Source organism: Blautia acetigignens, from assembly GCF_025566865.1.
Taxonomy (GTDB): domain Bacteria; phylum Bacillota; class Clostridia; order Lachnospirales; family Lachnospiraceae; genus Blautia_A; species Blautia_A acetigignens.
This window is the reverse complement of the sequence record NZ_JAOQJM010000006.1, coordinates 53,024-69,042: the sequence shown is the minus strand read 5'-3', so window position 1 is coordinate 69,042 and position 16,019 is coordinate 53,024. Positions and strand designations below refer to the sequence as shown.

Annotated in this window: 17 protein-coding genes and 2 pseudogenes; 1 reads left to right on the top strand and 18 read right to left on the bottom strand. The window is 40.5% G+C overall.

Annotated elements, in window-relative coordinates; translation table 11 throughout:
* The 17 genes and pseudogenes from OCV70_RS09310 to OCV70_RS09230 all read right to left on the bottom strand — a co-directional run.
* Positions 1–222: pseudogene (locus OCV70_RS09310) on the bottom strand (AraC family transcriptional regulator); the annotation flags it as partial.
* 48 nt (positions 223–270) lie between these two features.
* Positions 271–1,071, bottom strand: coding sequence for a class I SAM-dependent methyltransferase (locus OCV70_RS09305; protein WP_021926385.1), 801 nt, complete (start codon positions 1,069–1,071; stop codon positions 271–273).
* 280 nt (positions 1,072–1,351) lie between these two features.
* A pseudogene (locus OCV70_RS09300) lies at positions 1,352–1,533 on the bottom strand (metal-dependent transcriptional regulator); the annotation flags it as partial.
* A 21-nt stretch (positions 1,534–1,554) separates the two neighbouring features.
* Positions 1,555–3,303 (bottom strand): ABC transporter ATP-binding protein, encoded by a 1,749-nt coding sequence (locus OCV70_RS09295; protein ID WP_173767624.1) that lies wholly within the window; start codon positions 3,301–3,303, stop codon positions 1,555–1,557.
* Between the two features lie 5 nt (positions 3,304–3,308).
* Positions 3,309–5,072, bottom strand: coding sequence for an ABC transporter ATP-binding protein (locus OCV70_RS09290; protein WP_021925323.1), 1,764 nt, complete (start codon positions 5,070–5,072; stop codon positions 3,309–3,311).
* A gap of 108 nt (positions 5,073–5,180) precedes the next feature.
* Positions 5,181–5,816, bottom strand: coding sequence for a helix-turn-helix transcriptional regulator (locus OCV70_RS09285; protein ID WP_021925322.1), 636 nt, complete (start codon positions 5,814–5,816; stop codon positions 5,181–5,183).
* 215 nt (positions 5,817–6,031) lie between these two features.
* Positions 6,032–6,214 carry a tyrosine-type recombinase/integrase gene (locus tag OCV70_RS09280; RefSeq protein WP_226845253.1) on the bottom strand — a complete coding sequence of 61 codons (183 nt, stop codon included), beginning with the start codon at positions 6,212–6,214 and terminating at the stop codon, positions 6,032–6,034.
* 111 nt (positions 6,215–6,325) lie between these two features.
* Positions 6,326–6,625 carry a hypothetical protein gene (locus OCV70_RS09275; RefSeq protein ID WP_243280840.1) on the bottom strand — a complete coding sequence of 100 codons (300 nt, stop codon included), beginning with the start codon at positions 6,623–6,625 and terminating at the stop codon, positions 6,326–6,328.
* Positions 6,626–6,636: 11 nt separating this feature from the next.
* Positions 6,637–7,890 carry a recombinase family protein gene (locus tag OCV70_RS09270; protein WP_262579650.1) on the bottom strand — a complete coding sequence of 418 codons (1,254 nt, stop codon included), beginning with the start codon at positions 7,888–7,890 and terminating at the stop codon, positions 6,637–6,639.
* A complete protein-coding gene (locus OCV70_RS09265) occupies positions 7,887–9,578 on the bottom strand; it encodes a recombinase family protein (protein ID WP_117854268.1) in 1,692 nt (563 codons plus the stop codon). The genes OCV70_RS09270 and OCV70_RS09265 overlap by 4 nt, the downstream gene beginning before the upstream one ends.
* A gap of 1 nt (position 9,579) precedes the next feature.
* On the bottom strand, positions 9,580–11,271 hold the full coding sequence (locus OCV70_RS09260; protein WP_262579648.1) for a recombinase family protein: 1,692 nt from the start codon (positions 11,269–11,271) through the stop codon (positions 9,580–9,582).
* Positions 11,272–11,379: 108 nt separating this feature from the next.
* Entirely contained in the window at positions 11,380–11,628 is a 249-nt protein-coding gene (locus tag OCV70_RS09255; RefSeq protein ID WP_015568866.1) for a DUF6870 family protein, read from the bottom strand.
* Complete coding sequence (locus OCV70_RS09250) at positions 11,609–11,989, bottom strand: type II toxin-antitoxin system PemK/MazF family toxin (RefSeq protein WP_015568867.1); 381 nt, start codon at positions 11,987–11,989, stop codon at positions 11,609–11,611. The genes OCV70_RS09255 and OCV70_RS09250 overlap by 20 nt, the downstream gene beginning before the upstream one ends.
* A gap of 152 nt (positions 11,990–12,141) precedes the next feature.
* On the bottom strand, positions 12,142–12,315 hold the full coding sequence (locus OCV70_RS09245; RefSeq protein WP_226840949.1) for a hypothetical protein: 174 nt from the start codon (positions 12,313–12,315) through the stop codon (positions 12,142–12,144).
* 253 nt (positions 12,316–12,568) lie between these two features.
* Positions 12,569–13,042, bottom strand: a complete 474-nt coding sequence (locus OCV70_RS09240) for a sigma factor-like helix-turn-helix DNA-binding protein (RefSeq protein WP_172677496.1) — start codon at positions 13,040–13,042, stop codon at positions 12,569–12,571.
* Positions 13,043–13,473: 431 nt separating this feature from the next.
* Positions 13,474–14,400, bottom strand: a complete 927-nt coding sequence (gene trxB / locus OCV70_RS09235; protein WP_117854270.1) for a thioredoxin-disulfide reductase — start codon at positions 14,398–14,400, stop codon at positions 13,474–13,476.
* Positions 14,401–14,417: 17 nt separating this feature from the next.
* Entirely contained in the window at positions 14,418–14,741 is a 324-nt protein-coding gene (locus tag OCV70_RS09230; protein ID WP_117854314.1) for a thioredoxin family protein, read from the bottom strand.
* Positions 14,742–14,906: 165 nt separating this feature from the next.
* On the opposite strand from OCV70_RS09230, the gene OCV70_RS09225 reads away from it, so the two are divergent.
* On the top strand, positions 14,907–15,590 hold the full coding sequence (locus OCV70_RS09225) for a Crp/Fnr family transcriptional regulator (protein ID WP_117854271.1): 684 nt from the start codon (positions 14,907–14,909) through the stop codon (positions 15,588–15,590).
* Between the two features lie 116 nt (positions 15,591–15,706).
* On the opposite strand, the gene OCV70_RS09220 is transcribed toward OCV70_RS09225, so the two are convergent.
* A partial coding sequence (locus OCV70_RS09220; protein ID WP_262579647.1) for a rhodanese-like domain-containing protein occupies positions 15,707–16,019 on the bottom strand: 313 nt, incomplete at its 5' end.

Sequence of the window (16,019 nt, the reverse complement as noted above, 5' to 3'; positions counted from 1 at the left end):
CCGCCCCTTCCGGCAATGATTGATCCCGATTACATTCTGCTTTTCACCGCTTCGGAAACAGCTCTCAGAAGAAAAATCTACAACCATGAGCTGTACTCCCGGAAAAATGTCATACAGCCACATATCGGCGGTGCCATCCTTTACCTGAAAATCCACATAGGTCACAAAGGATTCCTTCCCCGGTATTTTTTTGTCCTGTCTTAAATAATTCAATTTCTCCATGGCTGACGCATCTCCTATGACAAAGCTGAATGGCAGTTTATATCTATCCTATTTTCTCAGTATTACCAGCTTGTTAGAAAGGTTTTTAACAGGCTGTATCCATCCAAGCAACTTATAGACAGGATACAGTTCCTTCATCCCTTCGACCAAACTCACATCCTCGGCCCATGTAAGCCCCGACACCATGTTCTCCAGTTCCTTCCCGCTTTTCAGACCCCAGGTAAAACGAGCCTTACTGGCCTCAATCGATTTCTCCTTCATGTGCCGCATGATAAAAGGATTCATAATCTCCATAATGATCTCCGTATGTTCGAACCGGCTACAGATAATGAATAGAATTTTCTTTATATCCGCCTCGGTTAAGTACATGACTAGCCCTTCGATCACAACAAGCACTTCGCCCGTCGGATCTTCGATTTCCGCTGCCCAGCTCTCATCCATAGCGGACTTGGCGATCATGGAGATACGCCCATGTTCGTTCAGAAAACGCCGCCGGATGTCGATCACCTCCGGCAGGTCCAGATTGTACCAGCGAACCTGTCCATTATCCAGCCGGTAGACCCGTGTATCCAGGCCACAGGCGATATTAACAACAGTTGCATCCGGATGTTCCTCTAAAAAGGCACCCACCATCTGATCCAACAGAATGGTGCGGGCAATCACACCGCTGCTCATGGCAGCATCCTTCTCCGCCTTGGAAAAGTCATAGTCCAGCTGCTTCACGATCTCTATAGCCTTCGCATCATAAAATTTATGTTCCTTCTTCTGAGAATGGGCCGCCCGGGCAAACAGAGTCTGCATCATGGTTTCCGGGACGCCATGAATCTTTACTTTTTCCATATCTGTCATGTATGAGCGCCCTCCTTATAGTATAGTTAGTCAAAACTAATCATAGTTTACAACACCAACCCGGAAAAGTCAATTTGTATTCCTTGTGTAGCCAGGGCCATGATGGATCACACCATGAATGGAGGTTCAGCCGTGGCCTTTTTCTGTTTTTCTTTGCGGATACAGCCATTTTTCCACCTTCTAATTGTAGTATTAGTAGAGGGAGAAATAGAAGGTAGGGTTTCGATAGCAAGCGAGTACCCGCTTGCGATTTTTCGGATTTTCAGGTCCATTGCCCGAAAATGAAAAATTCTTCATCCATTGTTAAAAAGCCGCCTTCCCGCAAAACCTTCACTGCGTGGCTAATACTCGGTTTGGAGAACCCCATATGTCGGGCAAGATCAACGGAGCGCACCATACCTTTGTTTTTTGGAGCATGAGAATAGCCTCCAGATAATCCTCGCCCGACGCACGAAGTTTTATTTTGTTTCTCCTGTGTAGGTGCTATGCAATACTCCAACCCTCGGCCTGTTCACGGATGTCAATGAACCGACGATACAAGCCGTTTTGCTGAATCAGTTCAGTGTGTGTTCCTTGCTGTACGATTTGCCCTGCATCTACGACTAAAATCTGATCTGCGTGTTCTATCGTTGCCAGCCGATGTGCAATTACAATAACAGTTTTACCGACTGTAAGTTCACTGATAGCCTGCTGAATTAGATGCTCATTTTCCGGGTCGATACTTGCCGTAGCCTCGTCCAAGATAACAATAGACGCATTTTTTAAGATAGCCCTGGCAATGGAAATACGCTGCTTCTCGCCGCCAGAAAGGGTTGAACCGCCTTCGCCAATGACCGTGTTATATCCATCCGGAAGCTGTTCAATGAAATCATGGCATCTGGCTTTTTTTGCAGCTTCTACAATTTCCTCATGAGTGGCCGCAGGATTACCAAATCGGATATTATTTTCAACTGTATCATAGAACAAATAAACCTTTTGAAATACCATAGAGATATTTGACAACAAGCTATCACAGGTCATTCTACGGACATCCACGGTTCCAACAGATACAGTTCCTGCGTTTACATCATAAAATCTTGCAATCAAATTGCAGATTGTAGTCTTGCCGCTGCCCGACGGCCCGACAATCGCGGTTGTACTCCCTTGTGGAATTTGAAAGCTGACATTTTTCAGTACGGGCTTTTCGTCATACGCAAAGGACACATTATCAAATTGAATATCAGCATTTTTCAGCTTAATATCCTGCCCATCTTTATCAATGACATTGGCATTTTCAATTCTTTTCAGTTTTGACAGTGTTGCGTCAATAATCTCCAACACATGAGCAGCATTGTTCATGGCCTCTACGCTACTGAAAATCATAAAAGAAAACATATCCATCATCAACATGACCGGCAAATCCATACTGCCACAATAGGTCAGCCATGCAGATACTGCAACAACGGCAATGGAAACGGCTTTCAGAGAAAAGAGGTGCAGACAGTTATATGGCATATATTCCTTTTCGATTTTTATATTGATTTTTTTGCTGTCGCTATAAGCCTTGCGAATACCCTCGATGGCAACGCCATCCTGCTTAAATGCCTTTACTACCTGCATACCACGCAAATACTCAATCGAGCTTTCCACCATATCATCTTGTGCCTTTTGATGAACAGGTGCGTTTTTGTGGCTGTGTTTTTCCAGAAGATTTAGAAAGAGCGCAGACAGCAGCACACCGATCAGCGAAATGAAGCCCGCAAGGGGGCAGTAAAACGCCAGACACAAAATCAGAACAATCACCGTTATATAGCCATTGACAACTGTATTTATCATGTTCGTGGCAAACATCTCCATAAATGACAGATCGGTAGTCACGGCAGAGGATAATTTGCCCATATTATTCTGACTGAAAAAGCCGAGGGACACACGTTTCAGAATATCCCCCAATCGGATTCGTTCTGCTGCGGTTGCTTCATATCCTACGCTGTCTTGTGTAATGGCCCGTAAGTAGGAAAACAGAAACCGCCCAAGTACGGAAACAATCATAGCAATGAGCAGGAGCCATATTGTAGCGGGATTTAATTCTGACTTCCCATTAAAATCATCCAAAACAGCACTTAAACCATAGGTCGCCAGCATAATCGGAATAGCGGTGAAAATGCTATGCAGGAAAGCATAGATGAAGCCTATATAAATACGCTTCTTGTATTGTCCAGTCCAATCAATCAGACGTTTTACAATCTTGAACATATCTGTTACCTCCCTTCCTTTGACCCGGCAGACCAATTCTTTGCACCAATATGCGCGTTCCACATATCCCGATACAAGCTATTTTCCGCAAGCAATTCCTGGTGTGTTCCGCTGGCCTGCACTTCGCCCTCTTTCAACACAATAATCTGGTCAGCATTTTTGATTGTAGAAAGGCGGTGAGCAATCACAAGCAGGGTTTTCCCCTTTGTCAGTGCCGCGATTGACCTCTGAATTTTTTCTTCATTCTCCTGATCGGTAAATGCTGTGGCTTCGTCCAAAATTACGATAGGCGAATTTTTTAAGATCATTCGTGCAATAGAAATTCGCTGTTTCTCGCCCCCGGACAGGCGGTTTCCGGCATCACCGGCCATTGTGTCATATCCGTGTTCCAGATTCAAAATAAACTCGTCACAGCAGGCGGCTTTAGCGGCAGCGAATACTTCTTCGTCACTGGCCTGCGGATTCCCAAGGCGGATATTCTCTTTGATAGAGCAGTTAAACAGGAAATTATCCTGTGTAACAAAGCTGACGGTATCTGCCAACTGCGACAGGGGAATTTTGCGGATGTCTGTTCCTCCAATCGTAATGCTCCCGTCCGATACATCCCAAAAGCGGGCAATCAAACGCGCAATCGTAGATTTGCCGCCTCCAGAGGGGCCAACCAAAGCCGTAAATTTACCCTCTGGAATATCCAAACTGATATGTGACAGGACGTTATTTTCCTGTGTCTGATCGTAAGAAAAGGCCACCTCTTGTAAATGAATGTCATAGTGGGTCAACCTTACATCTGTTTTTTCATCGGGCAGTTCTGATACGCTTAACAGCTTGTCAACATCATGTACGGCATACTCCACAGTTTTCATTTCATTCACATAGGTAGTAAAGTTCATAAGTGGGCCAACAATGCCAAGGGACAGAATCAAACAGATTACTAAATCCTGCGGCGTAAGAGTGCCGTTGTAATAAAGCAATAGGCCAACGGGAAGTGTGCCTAAAAATGTGGATGGCAAAACCGCACTTCCAAAATTCATCAGTTTCCAAGTGCTTTGATACCATTTCAACGTGTAGTCCTTAAAAGACTCGACAGCGTGTGCAAATTTTTCATAGGAAGTGGAGGACTGATTGAACGCTTTAATGACTTCGATTCCCTCCACATATTCAACAATTACGCCATTGACATAATTGTTGGATTCCATATAGTCGGCGTATTGCTGATTAAAGTTTTTCATCATCATCGCGTAAGCAACAAAGGCAATCGGAACGGTAATCAGCATAGATAGCGCCATACGCCAATCAACACAGACCAAATAAATGAATACTGCAATGGGGAGCAAAAGATTTGAAATACATTCCGGTATCATGTGGGCCAGCGGAAGTTCAATCGTTTCAACGCGGTCTACCAATACATTTTTCAGCTTTCCGACAGATTCCCCCAAGACCGTTCCCAGAGGTGCTTTCATCAAGCGCTGAGCCAGACTTAAACGAATATTTTCTAAAATCGTATAAGCCGAGATATGCGAAAGTGTTGTGGAAATTCCATAGAACACAAAGCGCAAGGCATAAGCGCCCAAACCAATCCAGCACCACATCCAGACGGTTTCCATTATTGGCGCACCGCCTATAAATTGCGTAATGATCTGATATACGCTCAAATATGGAACCAGCCCTGCTATTACAGAGATAATGGCACATAGAACAGATAATATTATTTTCAGCCTACACTGGGCAGCAAAAGAAAACACAATACTAATCCAGCTTTTTTGCTTCATTGGTGCATTTCCTCCTAAAAAAAGAATAGAGAATGTCATTTCCTGACACTCTCTATTCTAAAATTTTTTTGATGCTCTGCCACTCCACGCAGTTTCGTTTCACTCTAATTAGATTTTGATTTTTCGATATTCCAGCGGTGTTTTTCCCTTTATGCTCTTAAATGCTTCCGAAAATTTGCTGCTATTGGCATACCCTACCTTACCGGCAATAGACGTGATGGATTCATCCGTTTGGGTAAGAAGTGTGGCAGCCATGTCCATACGATAATTTCTCATATATGTAAAGATGGCAGTTCCATAGACACCCTTAAAGCAATGTTTTAACGCAGACACAGATATGTCAAACTGCCCAGACAATTCTTCCATCGTGTAATGTATTTCTGGATTAGCAGTCATTAGCGCCATAATCGCCTTTACTTTTTCAACCTGGGTCTTATAAAAATAGGGTCTTGTTTCCCCAATCGTGGATGGGTCAATCATCTTTAGAGAGATCAGCAATTCCAATATTTTCACCCGAAGATATTCTTTGCGGATGTATTCCGGCACATGATAAAGTTCGTTAAAAATATGGTCTGGAAATATATCTCCATGCATAATAAATGGCCGCGTTGCCAACTGGAACACTTTTTCTATTTCGGATAAGTCAATAGAAAACAGATCAAGCAAATCACTCATACTATCTGTGGCTTCTGGAACAGAAATCGTAATAGTAATGCCGTGGCAGACAAATAACACACTTATCATTGCTTAAAACTCCTTGAAATGCTGTATTTACGCTGTTTGCAGGCATTTTCCGATAATCTTCAATCCTGTCATTTTCCTGTATATCACAGCATAAATTCGTATATTTTCTTATCCAAATTTAGTAACTTCTTAGTAATAATCAGCCTGGAAAACAGGCTTTCTAAGAACCTTATAATCAGATTATTCTTAATTCTTTTTTCTATTATTTTATCATACTATGCCAGTTTTGCAATCCTATTCATCTCTTCTTTTGCATCAATTAATCCCAGATGCGTATATACATTTAACGTAACCCCTATATCAGAATGTCCCATTAAATATTGGAGTGCTTTCGGATTCATTCCAGCTTTCGCCATATTGGAACAATATGTATGCCTGCATACATGTGGATGTGTCAAGTATAGGACAAAAAAATTTTATTTTTTTCTGCCGAAGACTATCTGACGCTTCCATCAGGTAGTCCCAGCACCTTTATTATCTTATGATAAGTCATTCTTGTCCTGCTCAAGTTACCTCTGTTCCGAAAAAATATCGTCAAAATTCCATTCGATTTCAATTTCATCCTGACTATGAACACGAATCACCTTGATAATCTCACGCAACTTCTCTGTATCGAACTTCTGAATTCCCAAGAAATCTTTTAGTTTTATTTTATCAGAAAGTTCGTTTTGTTCAAGAAGCTTTTTACTATTCTCTGCATCTTCTATCTTTCGTTTTATTTCATCCAGCTGTACACTTATCTTTTCAGCTCTCTGCTTATACAAATCACGATCTATACGACCATCTTTATAATCATCATAGAGCTTCATCTTTTCCGAGGTCAACTGTGCAATTCTGAGGTATTGATCTCTTTGTAGTCGCATTGCCTTTTGGCAGATACTTTCTTTTCTTTTTCCAACATTGACGCTGCATACTGATGAACAAGCCCAAGGATATTCTCCTCCAGCGGTTTCCGCCGGATCACCAGACTTCGACACACAGGATCTCCATTGGTTCGGGCATCTGAGCATTTCAGCAGATGCTCTGTTTCTTTTAACAGAGAATGCCCACAGTTGGCACATAGCAGCAATGCCGGCTGTTTTTTACGTCTTTCCAGAGTAAAATTAGTGCGTGATTCCGCAACACTTCTCTTCTTTTTCGGATGCATTTCATTTGCTTTTTCAAACAATGCCCTGTCTATAATTGCCGTATGATGATTTTCCAGGCGAACCCATTCTGTTTCCTCATTTAGAACTGCTTTATGACCGGTATGCATACTGCAACGTGTTTTTCCCCAGATTCTGGTTCCAATATAAATCTCATCCCGTACAATTGCCGCTACTGTCGTAGGGCTCCAGTGTTTCTTTTTGATCGTGTCAAACCTCTGGAACTGCACCTGATCCCCTCTTGATAATTTCTGCTCATCACAAGTGGCAATCGCCTGTCTGTTCAATTCCCTTGTAATATCTGCAAAACTTGTTCCCTCTGCTGCCATCTGAAAAATCATTTTCACAACTTTTGCAGCTTCCGGATCAACTTCCAGCCTTCCATCTTTTCCTTTTTTATAGCCATATCTGGCATTTACCGGAAGGCGTGTGCCGTTTTTTGTTCTTGTCTGCATTGCTGATGAAATTTTCTTGGACAAATCCAGACTATACATATTGTATACCAGATTCTGCAATGCTACATTCATTCCACCAGTCATTCCGCTGCTTGCTGCACTGTCATAGCTGTCATTAATCGAAATAAATCGTATTTGTAGAAGTGGGAAAATATATTCAATATAAAATCCAACTTCCAGATAGTCTCTTCCGAATCTGGAAAAGTCTTTTACAACTACACAGCCGATTTCTCCGCTTTTCATGTCATCCTGCAGCTGTTGAAATCCATGCCGTTTAAAATGAGTACCGCTGACACCGTCATCCACATATTCCAGGATGTCAGCCTCAGCTACACCCAGCTGATCAATCACAAATGATTTTAACAGAATTCTCTGAGAAGTTACACTGTCGCTCTCTTTTTTGGCTCTGCCATCTACATTGTCATCTTCTGCGGATAAACGGATATAAACAGCTGTTTTTCTATGATCTGTCATCTTGACTGCGCCTCCTTCTCTTTCTTTAATTTCTGTAAATCTGCAAACTGATCGTCATATACCAGCTTGATCTCATAATCATACTTACCATGGATAATAATTGAATCCACAAAGGCATCTGCCATTTCTTTTGTCAGCTTACGCTTTGACATATAAGTATGTATCACATTTCCCCAGCCTTCTTCAATGTGGTAATTCTGGGAATACCGAACCTGTGCCGCCAATACAGTGTCCAGACGGCTCTTGATATTCTCAATTTCATTGGAATAGATCCGAGAAAACTGTATGTACTCTTCTTCTGTAATCAAACGTTCTGAGTAATCTTCATATAAATCCGATTTACGCTTACTGATACGGCTCAGTTCCCGTCGAAGTTTCCCCACCTCTTTATCCAAAAGCAGGTACTGTGTCTGATTTTTGGAAGCTGCATTCATTTCCTGAATCATTTTTTCTGTATCCAATACGGTTTTCATATGCGTTTGAATCAGGCGAAGAACATCGTCATCCACATATTCTTTTCTGACTCTGTGCCCTTTGCATTGCTTTCCTCCGGATTTATGGTTAGTATTGGCTCCGCAGATATAAAAGAATGTGCCATTTCTTTCTCTGGACAACGTCATGCGGTTGCCACAGCCTCCGCACCATATCTTTCCTGTATAGAAATTATGGTTTCTAATAGCTCCATTGTTCTGCTGATGTTTCTTCTTATAAGCTTCCGTATATTCCTGGATTTTAGATTGTACCTGTTGAAACAACTCTCTATCTATAATCCCTTCATGCGTGTTCTCCACATGCACCCATTCACTCTCTGGTCGATTTCTCTGTTTATTTCCCTGGAAAACACTTTGCTGATATTTTCCAAATACAGAATCACCTGTGCAATGAACATCCTGAAGAACTCGTTTCACTTCATAATTGTTCCAGGGTTTTGACTCCGGAAGCGGCTTTTCACCGGTTTTATAGAATTTTCTCTGTAAAGTCGGCGATAAAACTCCATCTTTATTGAGCTGTCTTGCAATATCACTATAGTTCCCGCCATCCATATACATAGAAAATATACTTTTCAAATGTTCTGCAGCTTCTTCATCAACGATCAGCTGATGATGGTCTTCTTCTGACTTTCTGTAACCATACGGTTCCCAGGCACTTGTAAATTTTCCTTTTTTCCAAAGAGCTTTTTTTGCGCTGCTGCTCTTTTTGGCAAGGTCTTTCGAATAGAACTCATTGATAATATTCTTCAGTGGAACTGTAAGATCCACACCCTCTCTGAAGGAATCGAAATCATCTGTCACAGCCAGGAATCTTACATGAAAAAACGGAAATACTCGTTCAATATAGTTGCTGGTTTCGACATAATTTCTTCCAAGTCTGGACAAATCTTTTACAATAACACAATTGATTTTTCCATGCTTGATATCTTCCATCATCTGTACGAATCCAGGACGGTCAAAATTTGTACCTGAATAGTCTGAGTCCTTATAAACTTCCGCAACCGAAATATCTTCCGTATCTGCTACAAAGTTTTTCATCAATTCCACCTGGGTTTCTATCGTCCCTCTTTCTAATGTTTCTTCTGTTTCCATTGAAATTCTGGCATACAATCCTGCCCGGAATGGTCTTCTCACCTCTGTCTGGACGGTTTCACTGCCGACTACTTCCGGAATGTTTTTCCTACTCTTTCGTGCCATTTTATACAACTTCCTTTACCTTGACCTGCAGATTATTATCATCATCTATTACCGTATCAACTCCCATAGCCGGTAATTGATTCAGCAATGTCTGATAACAATCATCAAAATCAAAAGTGATCTCTATATTCTTTTTATCATATACTCTGATTTTCCTGATCAGTTCTACCACCACTGTGCGGGACAGTTCTTCAATATCCTGATATTTCACAAAATAATCCAGCCAGGTATTGGCATTGTCTGCTTTTTCCAGCTCACTATCCATTTCTTTCTGGATTGCACGGATACTCTCTTCCGCATTTCTAAGCCTCTTTCCATAGGCTGCATGAAGCTCTACATAGTCTTCTTTTGATACAATGCCCTCTTTCATATCCGAATAGAGCATCATCCGTAACTCCTTACAACGTTCTGTCTCCTGTTTTTTCTTCTCCAGCCTGTCCTGCAGCTTCTTCATATTGATCTCCTGAAATGGCACAGTACCAACAAATTCCAGGACTCTTTTCAGGTGCAGGATATTCTGGATATGCTGTTTCAGCATCACCAGTACGGCATCTTCCAGATCCTTTTCCGGTATTCTATGACTAGAACAGCGTTTTGTTTCTTTATTTGCGGAACATAGATAATAAGCATATTTTTTCCCTGCCACAGTAGAAACCTTTCTTGTCATAGGTGCACCACAATCCGCACATACAGCAATTCCAGATAACAGATATACTTGCTTTTGGTCAGGCGAAGTACGTGTATCCATGCCCAGAAGTCTCTGAACAATTTCAAAATCACGGTCACTCACCAATGGCTCATGATTTTTCTCAATCCGGATCCAGTCATCTTCCGGTTTCACATAAGTCTGCTTCACTTTATGGTTCGGTGTCGTCCTTTTTCCCTGCACAAGGTTTCCGATATAAACCTCGTTTTCCAGTATCCTGCGGACGGTAACGGAACTCCAAAGTGCCTGTTCTTTCTGCCGGAAGCCTGTTTCATAATGACTGCCACTGCTGATTTTATACTCAAATGGGGAAAGAATACCCAGTTCATTTAAACGATTAGCAATCGCATCCTGACTCATTCCCTGCAGCTTCATCTTAAAAATATCCTGTACTACACTGCCTGCAGATGGATCAATCTCTAATTTATGCTTATCTGTCTTTGTCTTCCTGTATCCAAAAGCTACAAACGGAGTCACGCATTCGCCTTTTTTCCTCTTAATCTCAAGATTACTCCTGATCTTAATAGAAATGTCACGGCAATAAGCATCATTGATTAAATTCTTAAATGGGATAATAATTTCGTCTGCCTGATTCTTTCCCTTGAGACTGTCATAATTGTCATTGATGGCAATAAAACGCACACCAAGAGCCGGGAATAATCTCTCGATATACTTCCCAGAATCAATATATTCCCTTCCAAATCGTGATAAATCTTTTACCACTACGCAATCTACAATTCCACGCCGGATATCTTCCAGCATTGCCTGGAATGCAGGACGATCAAAATTAGAGCCTGAGTAGCCATCATCAACTCGGACTGAAACAACTTCTATATCTTTTTTGTCTTTCAGGAAATCCAGAATCAAAGCTTTCTGGTTAGAAATGCTGTTACTTTCCAGTTTTGCTGAACTGGAAATATCGCCATCTTCTTTAGATAATCTGACATAGATGGCGGCATGATAGATTTTATTGATATTCTGATACATATCTTACCTCCTTTTATTACGTCAGAAAATCCATGTAATAAAAGGGGGCTGCATAATTTGTCCTTACCGACATTCTAACACAGTCCCCTCAATCTTGCCAGTACTTTTTCAGACACTCAGAAGCATATTCTCAAATGCCTGCTCCATAGATATACCGTTATTGGCAAATCTGACTTTTACTTTCATATTGCCGATCCGGACCAAATATGGATTTCCTACTTTATTCAGAAAAATATCTCTCCGTTCCTGAAGCGATTTATTTCTGTCTGCTTTTATCATCCGTAGATCAGTCATTTCATTGATATCTACATCACTGAAATCCTGCTCCAGATAGTTTCTATATTCCTCTGCCGTCATGCCCTTCTCCTTCCATTCCCATCTGAATCTGTACTGCTTTCAGTACCCGATCCAGGCTCCACTTGTTCACTCTTCCGCATTTCTCAATAATACATTTCGTAGAAATGCTCATAACCTGTTCAGCCAGTGCCAGGCTTCCTTTTCGGATTCCCGTCATATCATATTTGCTGATAAATACATGTGTTGGCAAATACCGTTTCTTATAAATTCTTGATGTCAGCGGAACTACCGTTATGACTGAACTGTATGTATTGGCTTTATTATTACTCACTACGATCACCGGTCTTACTCCACCCTGAACAGATGTTGTAGGAAACATACCGAGATCTGCCCATAAAATATCTCCTCGGCGGATTGTCATTTGTCCTCTCTCCAATCTATTATTTTTATTTGTAAAGCATCCATAGCGCTATATTGGCTCCACAGGAATACGGCAGAGTTTCTTTCCCATAAGGAAAGCTCTGCCGCATTCCTGTGGAGCCAATTTGATTATTAAACAGTGCTCGCTCGATTCTATTTATCCTCGATACCCCGAATCGTTACTCCCGCATATGCAGGAAGGGAATAATAACCTGCCCGGATGCATACTCCGGACCACAACCCGGAAACTCTCGTTTCCAGGCTCCAGCAGTTCATAGGTTTACCAGTTACAGACTTCTCAGGATCTGCAAGTGTATCGCATCTCATACATATCATCGCATCACCAGCCTGCCAGCTGGCTTCGGTCAGTGCTTTTTCGCAGCATTACAGACTGAACTAAAAATCTTGGTTTTGTCTTATAATCCTATAGCGGCATCTTCCTCGTGCTCTCTGCATGAAATGTCACGTCAGTTATTATTGGATATTCAGTTATCATGGTTCATTTTAGGAAGTCCTTTAACTTCCTCTAATTACTAAAGTCAAATGACTTTGGCAGATGCAAAAGATTTTAAAAAATTTTTTAAAAAAATTTATTCATATACATTTCACGCATCTTATTAAGAGTGGATTTCAGCTTGTATGACAGCATCTGTCTGGAAATCCCCATAATCTCCGCCATCTGTGTCTGTGTCTTGTTTTCAAAGAAAATGCCATAAATAATCATGCGTTCCTCTGAGTTCAGCTGATTGATCACTTTGTGAATATCCTGCTGTTCCATTTTTGTCAGTACACAGTGCTCCACATCGCAGTTCAGATCTGGAAAATCCTCAATCATGAAGCCTTCTCCATCAATGGACTGACCGCTGTAAGGTACTTCTCTCAGCATCTTATCCACAACCTCACCCAGTTCGTTCTTAATCTCAACTTTTTTTGCCTTGCTGCTTCTATAAAAATTATTCATCGCATACGCAACTTCTTTTGTAATCTCGATCATTTCTCCATCAATATTTGCGTAATACTTTCCTTCATAAAAATATGGGTGTTCAATATACATATCCGTTCCTCCTGAATTTGAAATCTTGTTGCTCGTTTCAAATCCAGAAGGCGGACCTCTGTTTAGGATCATGCCTGCTCCGCCTTTATCCTGCCGGGATACGCCCGCAGTTATTGGCTGAGAAATTCAGGCACGAAAAAAAGCCCCAGTAGTTTTTTCTTAACTACTGAGGCTTTCGTCTCTTTCTTGTATTCAGTTATCTATGCCTTCTTTCATCAGCATAATCATTGTATCAGGATAAAGTTCACAAAGTATCCGCAATACGTTCCCATAAGTTCATGTCATTATTGAAATCGTACATATTTCAGTATAAAAAGTTCACTATTCAAATTCTGATTATTTATAGTTAATATGGTCTATCAAAATGACTATTTCCTGTTTCATTATTTAACTTAACAAAACAATTCCTATGCTAAAAGGCGGAGTTCACTTTACATTTTCCCCATATATTTTTCTGCCATATGTACTGCCATAGCACCATCTGCCACAGCTGTTACTATCTGACGAAGTAACTTTGTTCTGACATCTCCTACAGCATAAACACCTGGAATACTCGTTTCAGTATTTTCACCTGCTACAATATATCCTTTATTATCCAGTTCTATCTGATTATCTAAAAAATCTGTTGTCGGTTTTCTTCCTATACTCACAAACAGCCCGTCACATTCTATAATGTTTTCTTCTCCTGTAACTGTATCTTTCAACCGCACACCAGTCAATCGTTCTCCATAAATCAGTTCATTTACTGTATTATTCCATCGAAACTCTATATTTTCAGTTTTCATCAGCTGATCATGGTAGATCTTCGTTGCACGTAATGTATCTCTACGATGAACAATGATGACTTTCTTAGCAATTCGACTTAAAAGAGCAGCATCTGATACAGCAGAATTCCCACCACCAACAACCACCACGATCTTATCTTTATAAAACATACCATCACAGGAGGCACAATAAGCAACCCCATGACCTATCAATTCTTTTTCTTTAGCGAGACCAAGTTCTCTTGGATTTGCTCCAGTAGCAATCACTACTGTTTTCCCAATATAAATTCCCGAACTAGTTTCTACTCTCTTAAGCTTTCCTGTTAAATCCATATTATAAACTTCTGCATATTCACTTTTAGCACCATATTTTTCCGCCTGTTTTTGCATTTTCTCTGCCAATGAAAATCCGTCAATTCCATTTTCAAAACCAGGATAGTTATCAATCTGCCAGGTCAATGACATCTGACCACCTGCAGATAATTTTTCTATAACAATTGTATCAAGTCCTGCTCTGGCTGCGTATAATGCTGAAGTATACCCTCCAGGTCCTCCCCCTACGATAATCATATCGTAAACATGATTTTCATTCATACAACAGTCCTCCTATTTTATTTTTCCAAAGCTTCATTAATAAAGTTTTCTATCATTTTTTTTGATTCGGGTGCAACAATAGAATCTATTGCCTTTCCATCTCGATATAAAACCAGCGTAGGAATTATCTCAATCTTTTCAGCTTCTGCAATCTGTGGTTCTTCATCAATATTTACTTTTCCTGCAATAAGAATATCGCTGTATTCTTCACTTATTTTTTCATAAGCTGCTCCAATTCTACGGCAATAACCACACCAAGGTGCCCAGAAATCAACCAAAACCGGTTTTTCTTTATGAATTAATTGTCCAAACTTTTCTTTATTTATATTTATTGATGTCATATTTTTCAACTCCTTCTCCTGTTTGAACTTAATATACCTCATAAAAAGTCTTACTTCAGTGATGATATCACGGAAAGACAATTTACTTTATTACACTTCTTTTTATTTCTATTTATGGCATATGCCAGTTATATAATTGACGCATCTAAAAAAAGCAAGTATACTATGTTCGTAAAGGAGATAACGGTTATGAGCTTCGAAAATTATTTTCCAGTATGGAATGAATTAAATACAGCACAGAAAAAACTAATTTCAGACAATTTAATCACACAGGTTGTAAAAAAAGGAACGATCATTCACAACGGAAACTTGGACTGCACTGGATTATTACTGGTTAAATCCGGGCAACTTCGAACCTACATACTTTCAGATGAAGGACGGGAGATTACACTTTACCGTTTGTTCGATATGGATATGTGTCTTTTATCCGCCTCATGTATCATGCGCTCCATTCAATTTGAAGTAACCATTGAAGCAGAAAAAGATACTGATCTTTGGATTATCCCTGCTGAAATCTATAAAGGTATTATGAAGGAATCTGCTCCTGTCGCAAACTATACCAATGAGTTAATGGCTACCCGTTTTTCTGATGTCATGTGGCTGATTGAACAAATCATGTGGAAGAGTTTGGATAAGCGTGTTGCTTCATTTCTTTTAGAAGAGACCTCTATTGAAGGTACAAATGAATTGAAAATCACTCACGAAACTATCGCCAATCATCTTGGTTCTCACAGGGAAGTTATCACTCGAATGCTTCGATACTTTCAAGGCGAGGGGCTTGTCAGACTCTCCCGCGGCAAAATCACAATCCTTGATTCGAAAAGACTGGAAACTCTACAAAGATCATAAAACTGATTTCTATAACATCTAAAGAATCCTCCATTTATCAGAATTATAAAAGTCATTCTAATAAATGGGGGATCTTTTTATACTACGAAAAAATTATAAAAATGTTTTGTTTATTTCTAATAATCCATACCACATGCATATGACTTTTCAATCAGCGTACGGTCATTGACCACTGCATCATAGAAACGAAATCCGCCGGAAAAGTTATATGTTTCATATCCATTTCCTTCCAGAATACGACTCGCAATATAACTGCGCAGCCCACTCTGGCATACCAGATATACAGGTTTTCCTTTCTCAATTTCATTGATCCGTTCCCTCAGTTCATCTACAGGAATATTTTTGAATCCATTAATATGCCCCCTGCTAAATTCACCTACAGTTCTCACATCCAGCAACACAACACTTTTATCTCTAGAAATCTTATCC

Coding starts and splice junctions, on each gene's coding strand:
- OCV70_RS09305 (WP_021926385.1), bottom strand. CDS start 1,071: ATGACAGATATGGAAAAAGTAAAGATTCATGGCGTCCCGGAAACCATG.
- OCV70_RS09295 (WP_173767624.1), bottom strand. CDS start 3,303: ATGTTCAAGATTGTAAAACGTCTGATTGATTGGACTGGACAATACAAG.
- OCV70_RS09290 (WP_021925323.1), bottom strand. CDS start 5,072: ATGAAGCAAAAAAGCTGGATTAGTATTGTGTTTTCTTTTGCTGCCCAG.
- OCV70_RS09285 (WP_021925322.1), bottom strand. CDS start 5,816: ATGATAAGTGTGTTATTTGTCTGCCACGGCATTACTATTACGATTTCT.
- OCV70_RS09275 (WP_243280840.1), bottom strand. CDS start 6,625: ATGAAGCTCTATGATGATTATAAAGATGGTCGTATAGATCGTGATTTG.
- OCV70_RS09270 (WP_262579650.1), bottom strand. CDS start 7,890: ATGACAGATCATAGAAAAACAGCTGTTTATATCCGTTTATCCGCAGAA.
- OCV70_RS09265 (WP_117854268.1), bottom strand. CDS start 9,578: ATGGCACGAAAGAGTAGGAAAAACATTCCGGAAGTAGTCGGCAGTGAA.
- OCV70_RS09260 (WP_262579648.1), bottom strand. CDS start 11,271: ATGTATCAGAATATCAATAAAATCTATCATGCCGCCATCTATGTCAGA.
- OCV70_RS09255 (WP_015568866.1), bottom strand. CDS start 11,628: ATGACGGCAGAGGAATATAGAAACTATCTGGAGCAGGATTTCAGTGAT.
- OCV70_RS09250 (WP_015568867.1), bottom strand. CDS start 11,989: ATGACAATCCGCCGAGGAGATATTTTATGGGCAGATCTCGGTATGTTT.
- OCV70_RS09245 (WP_226840949.1), bottom strand. CDS start 12,315: ATGAGATGCGATACACTTGCAGATCCTGAGAAGTCTGTAACTGGTAAA.
- OCV70_RS09240 (WP_172677496.1), bottom strand. CDS start 13,042: ATGTATATTGAACACCCATATTTTTATGAAGGAAAGTATTACGCAAAT.
- trxB (WP_117854270.1), bottom strand. CDS start 14,400: ATGAATGAAAATCATGTTTACGATATGATTATCGTAGGGGGAGGACCT.
- OCV70_RS09230 (WP_117854314.1), bottom strand. CDS start 14,741: ATGACATCAATAAATATAAATAAAGAAAAGTTTGGACAATTAATTCAT.
- OCV70_RS09225 (WP_117854271.1), top strand. CDS start 14,907: ATGTTCGTAAAGGAGATAACGGTTATGAGCTTCGAAAATTATTTTCCA.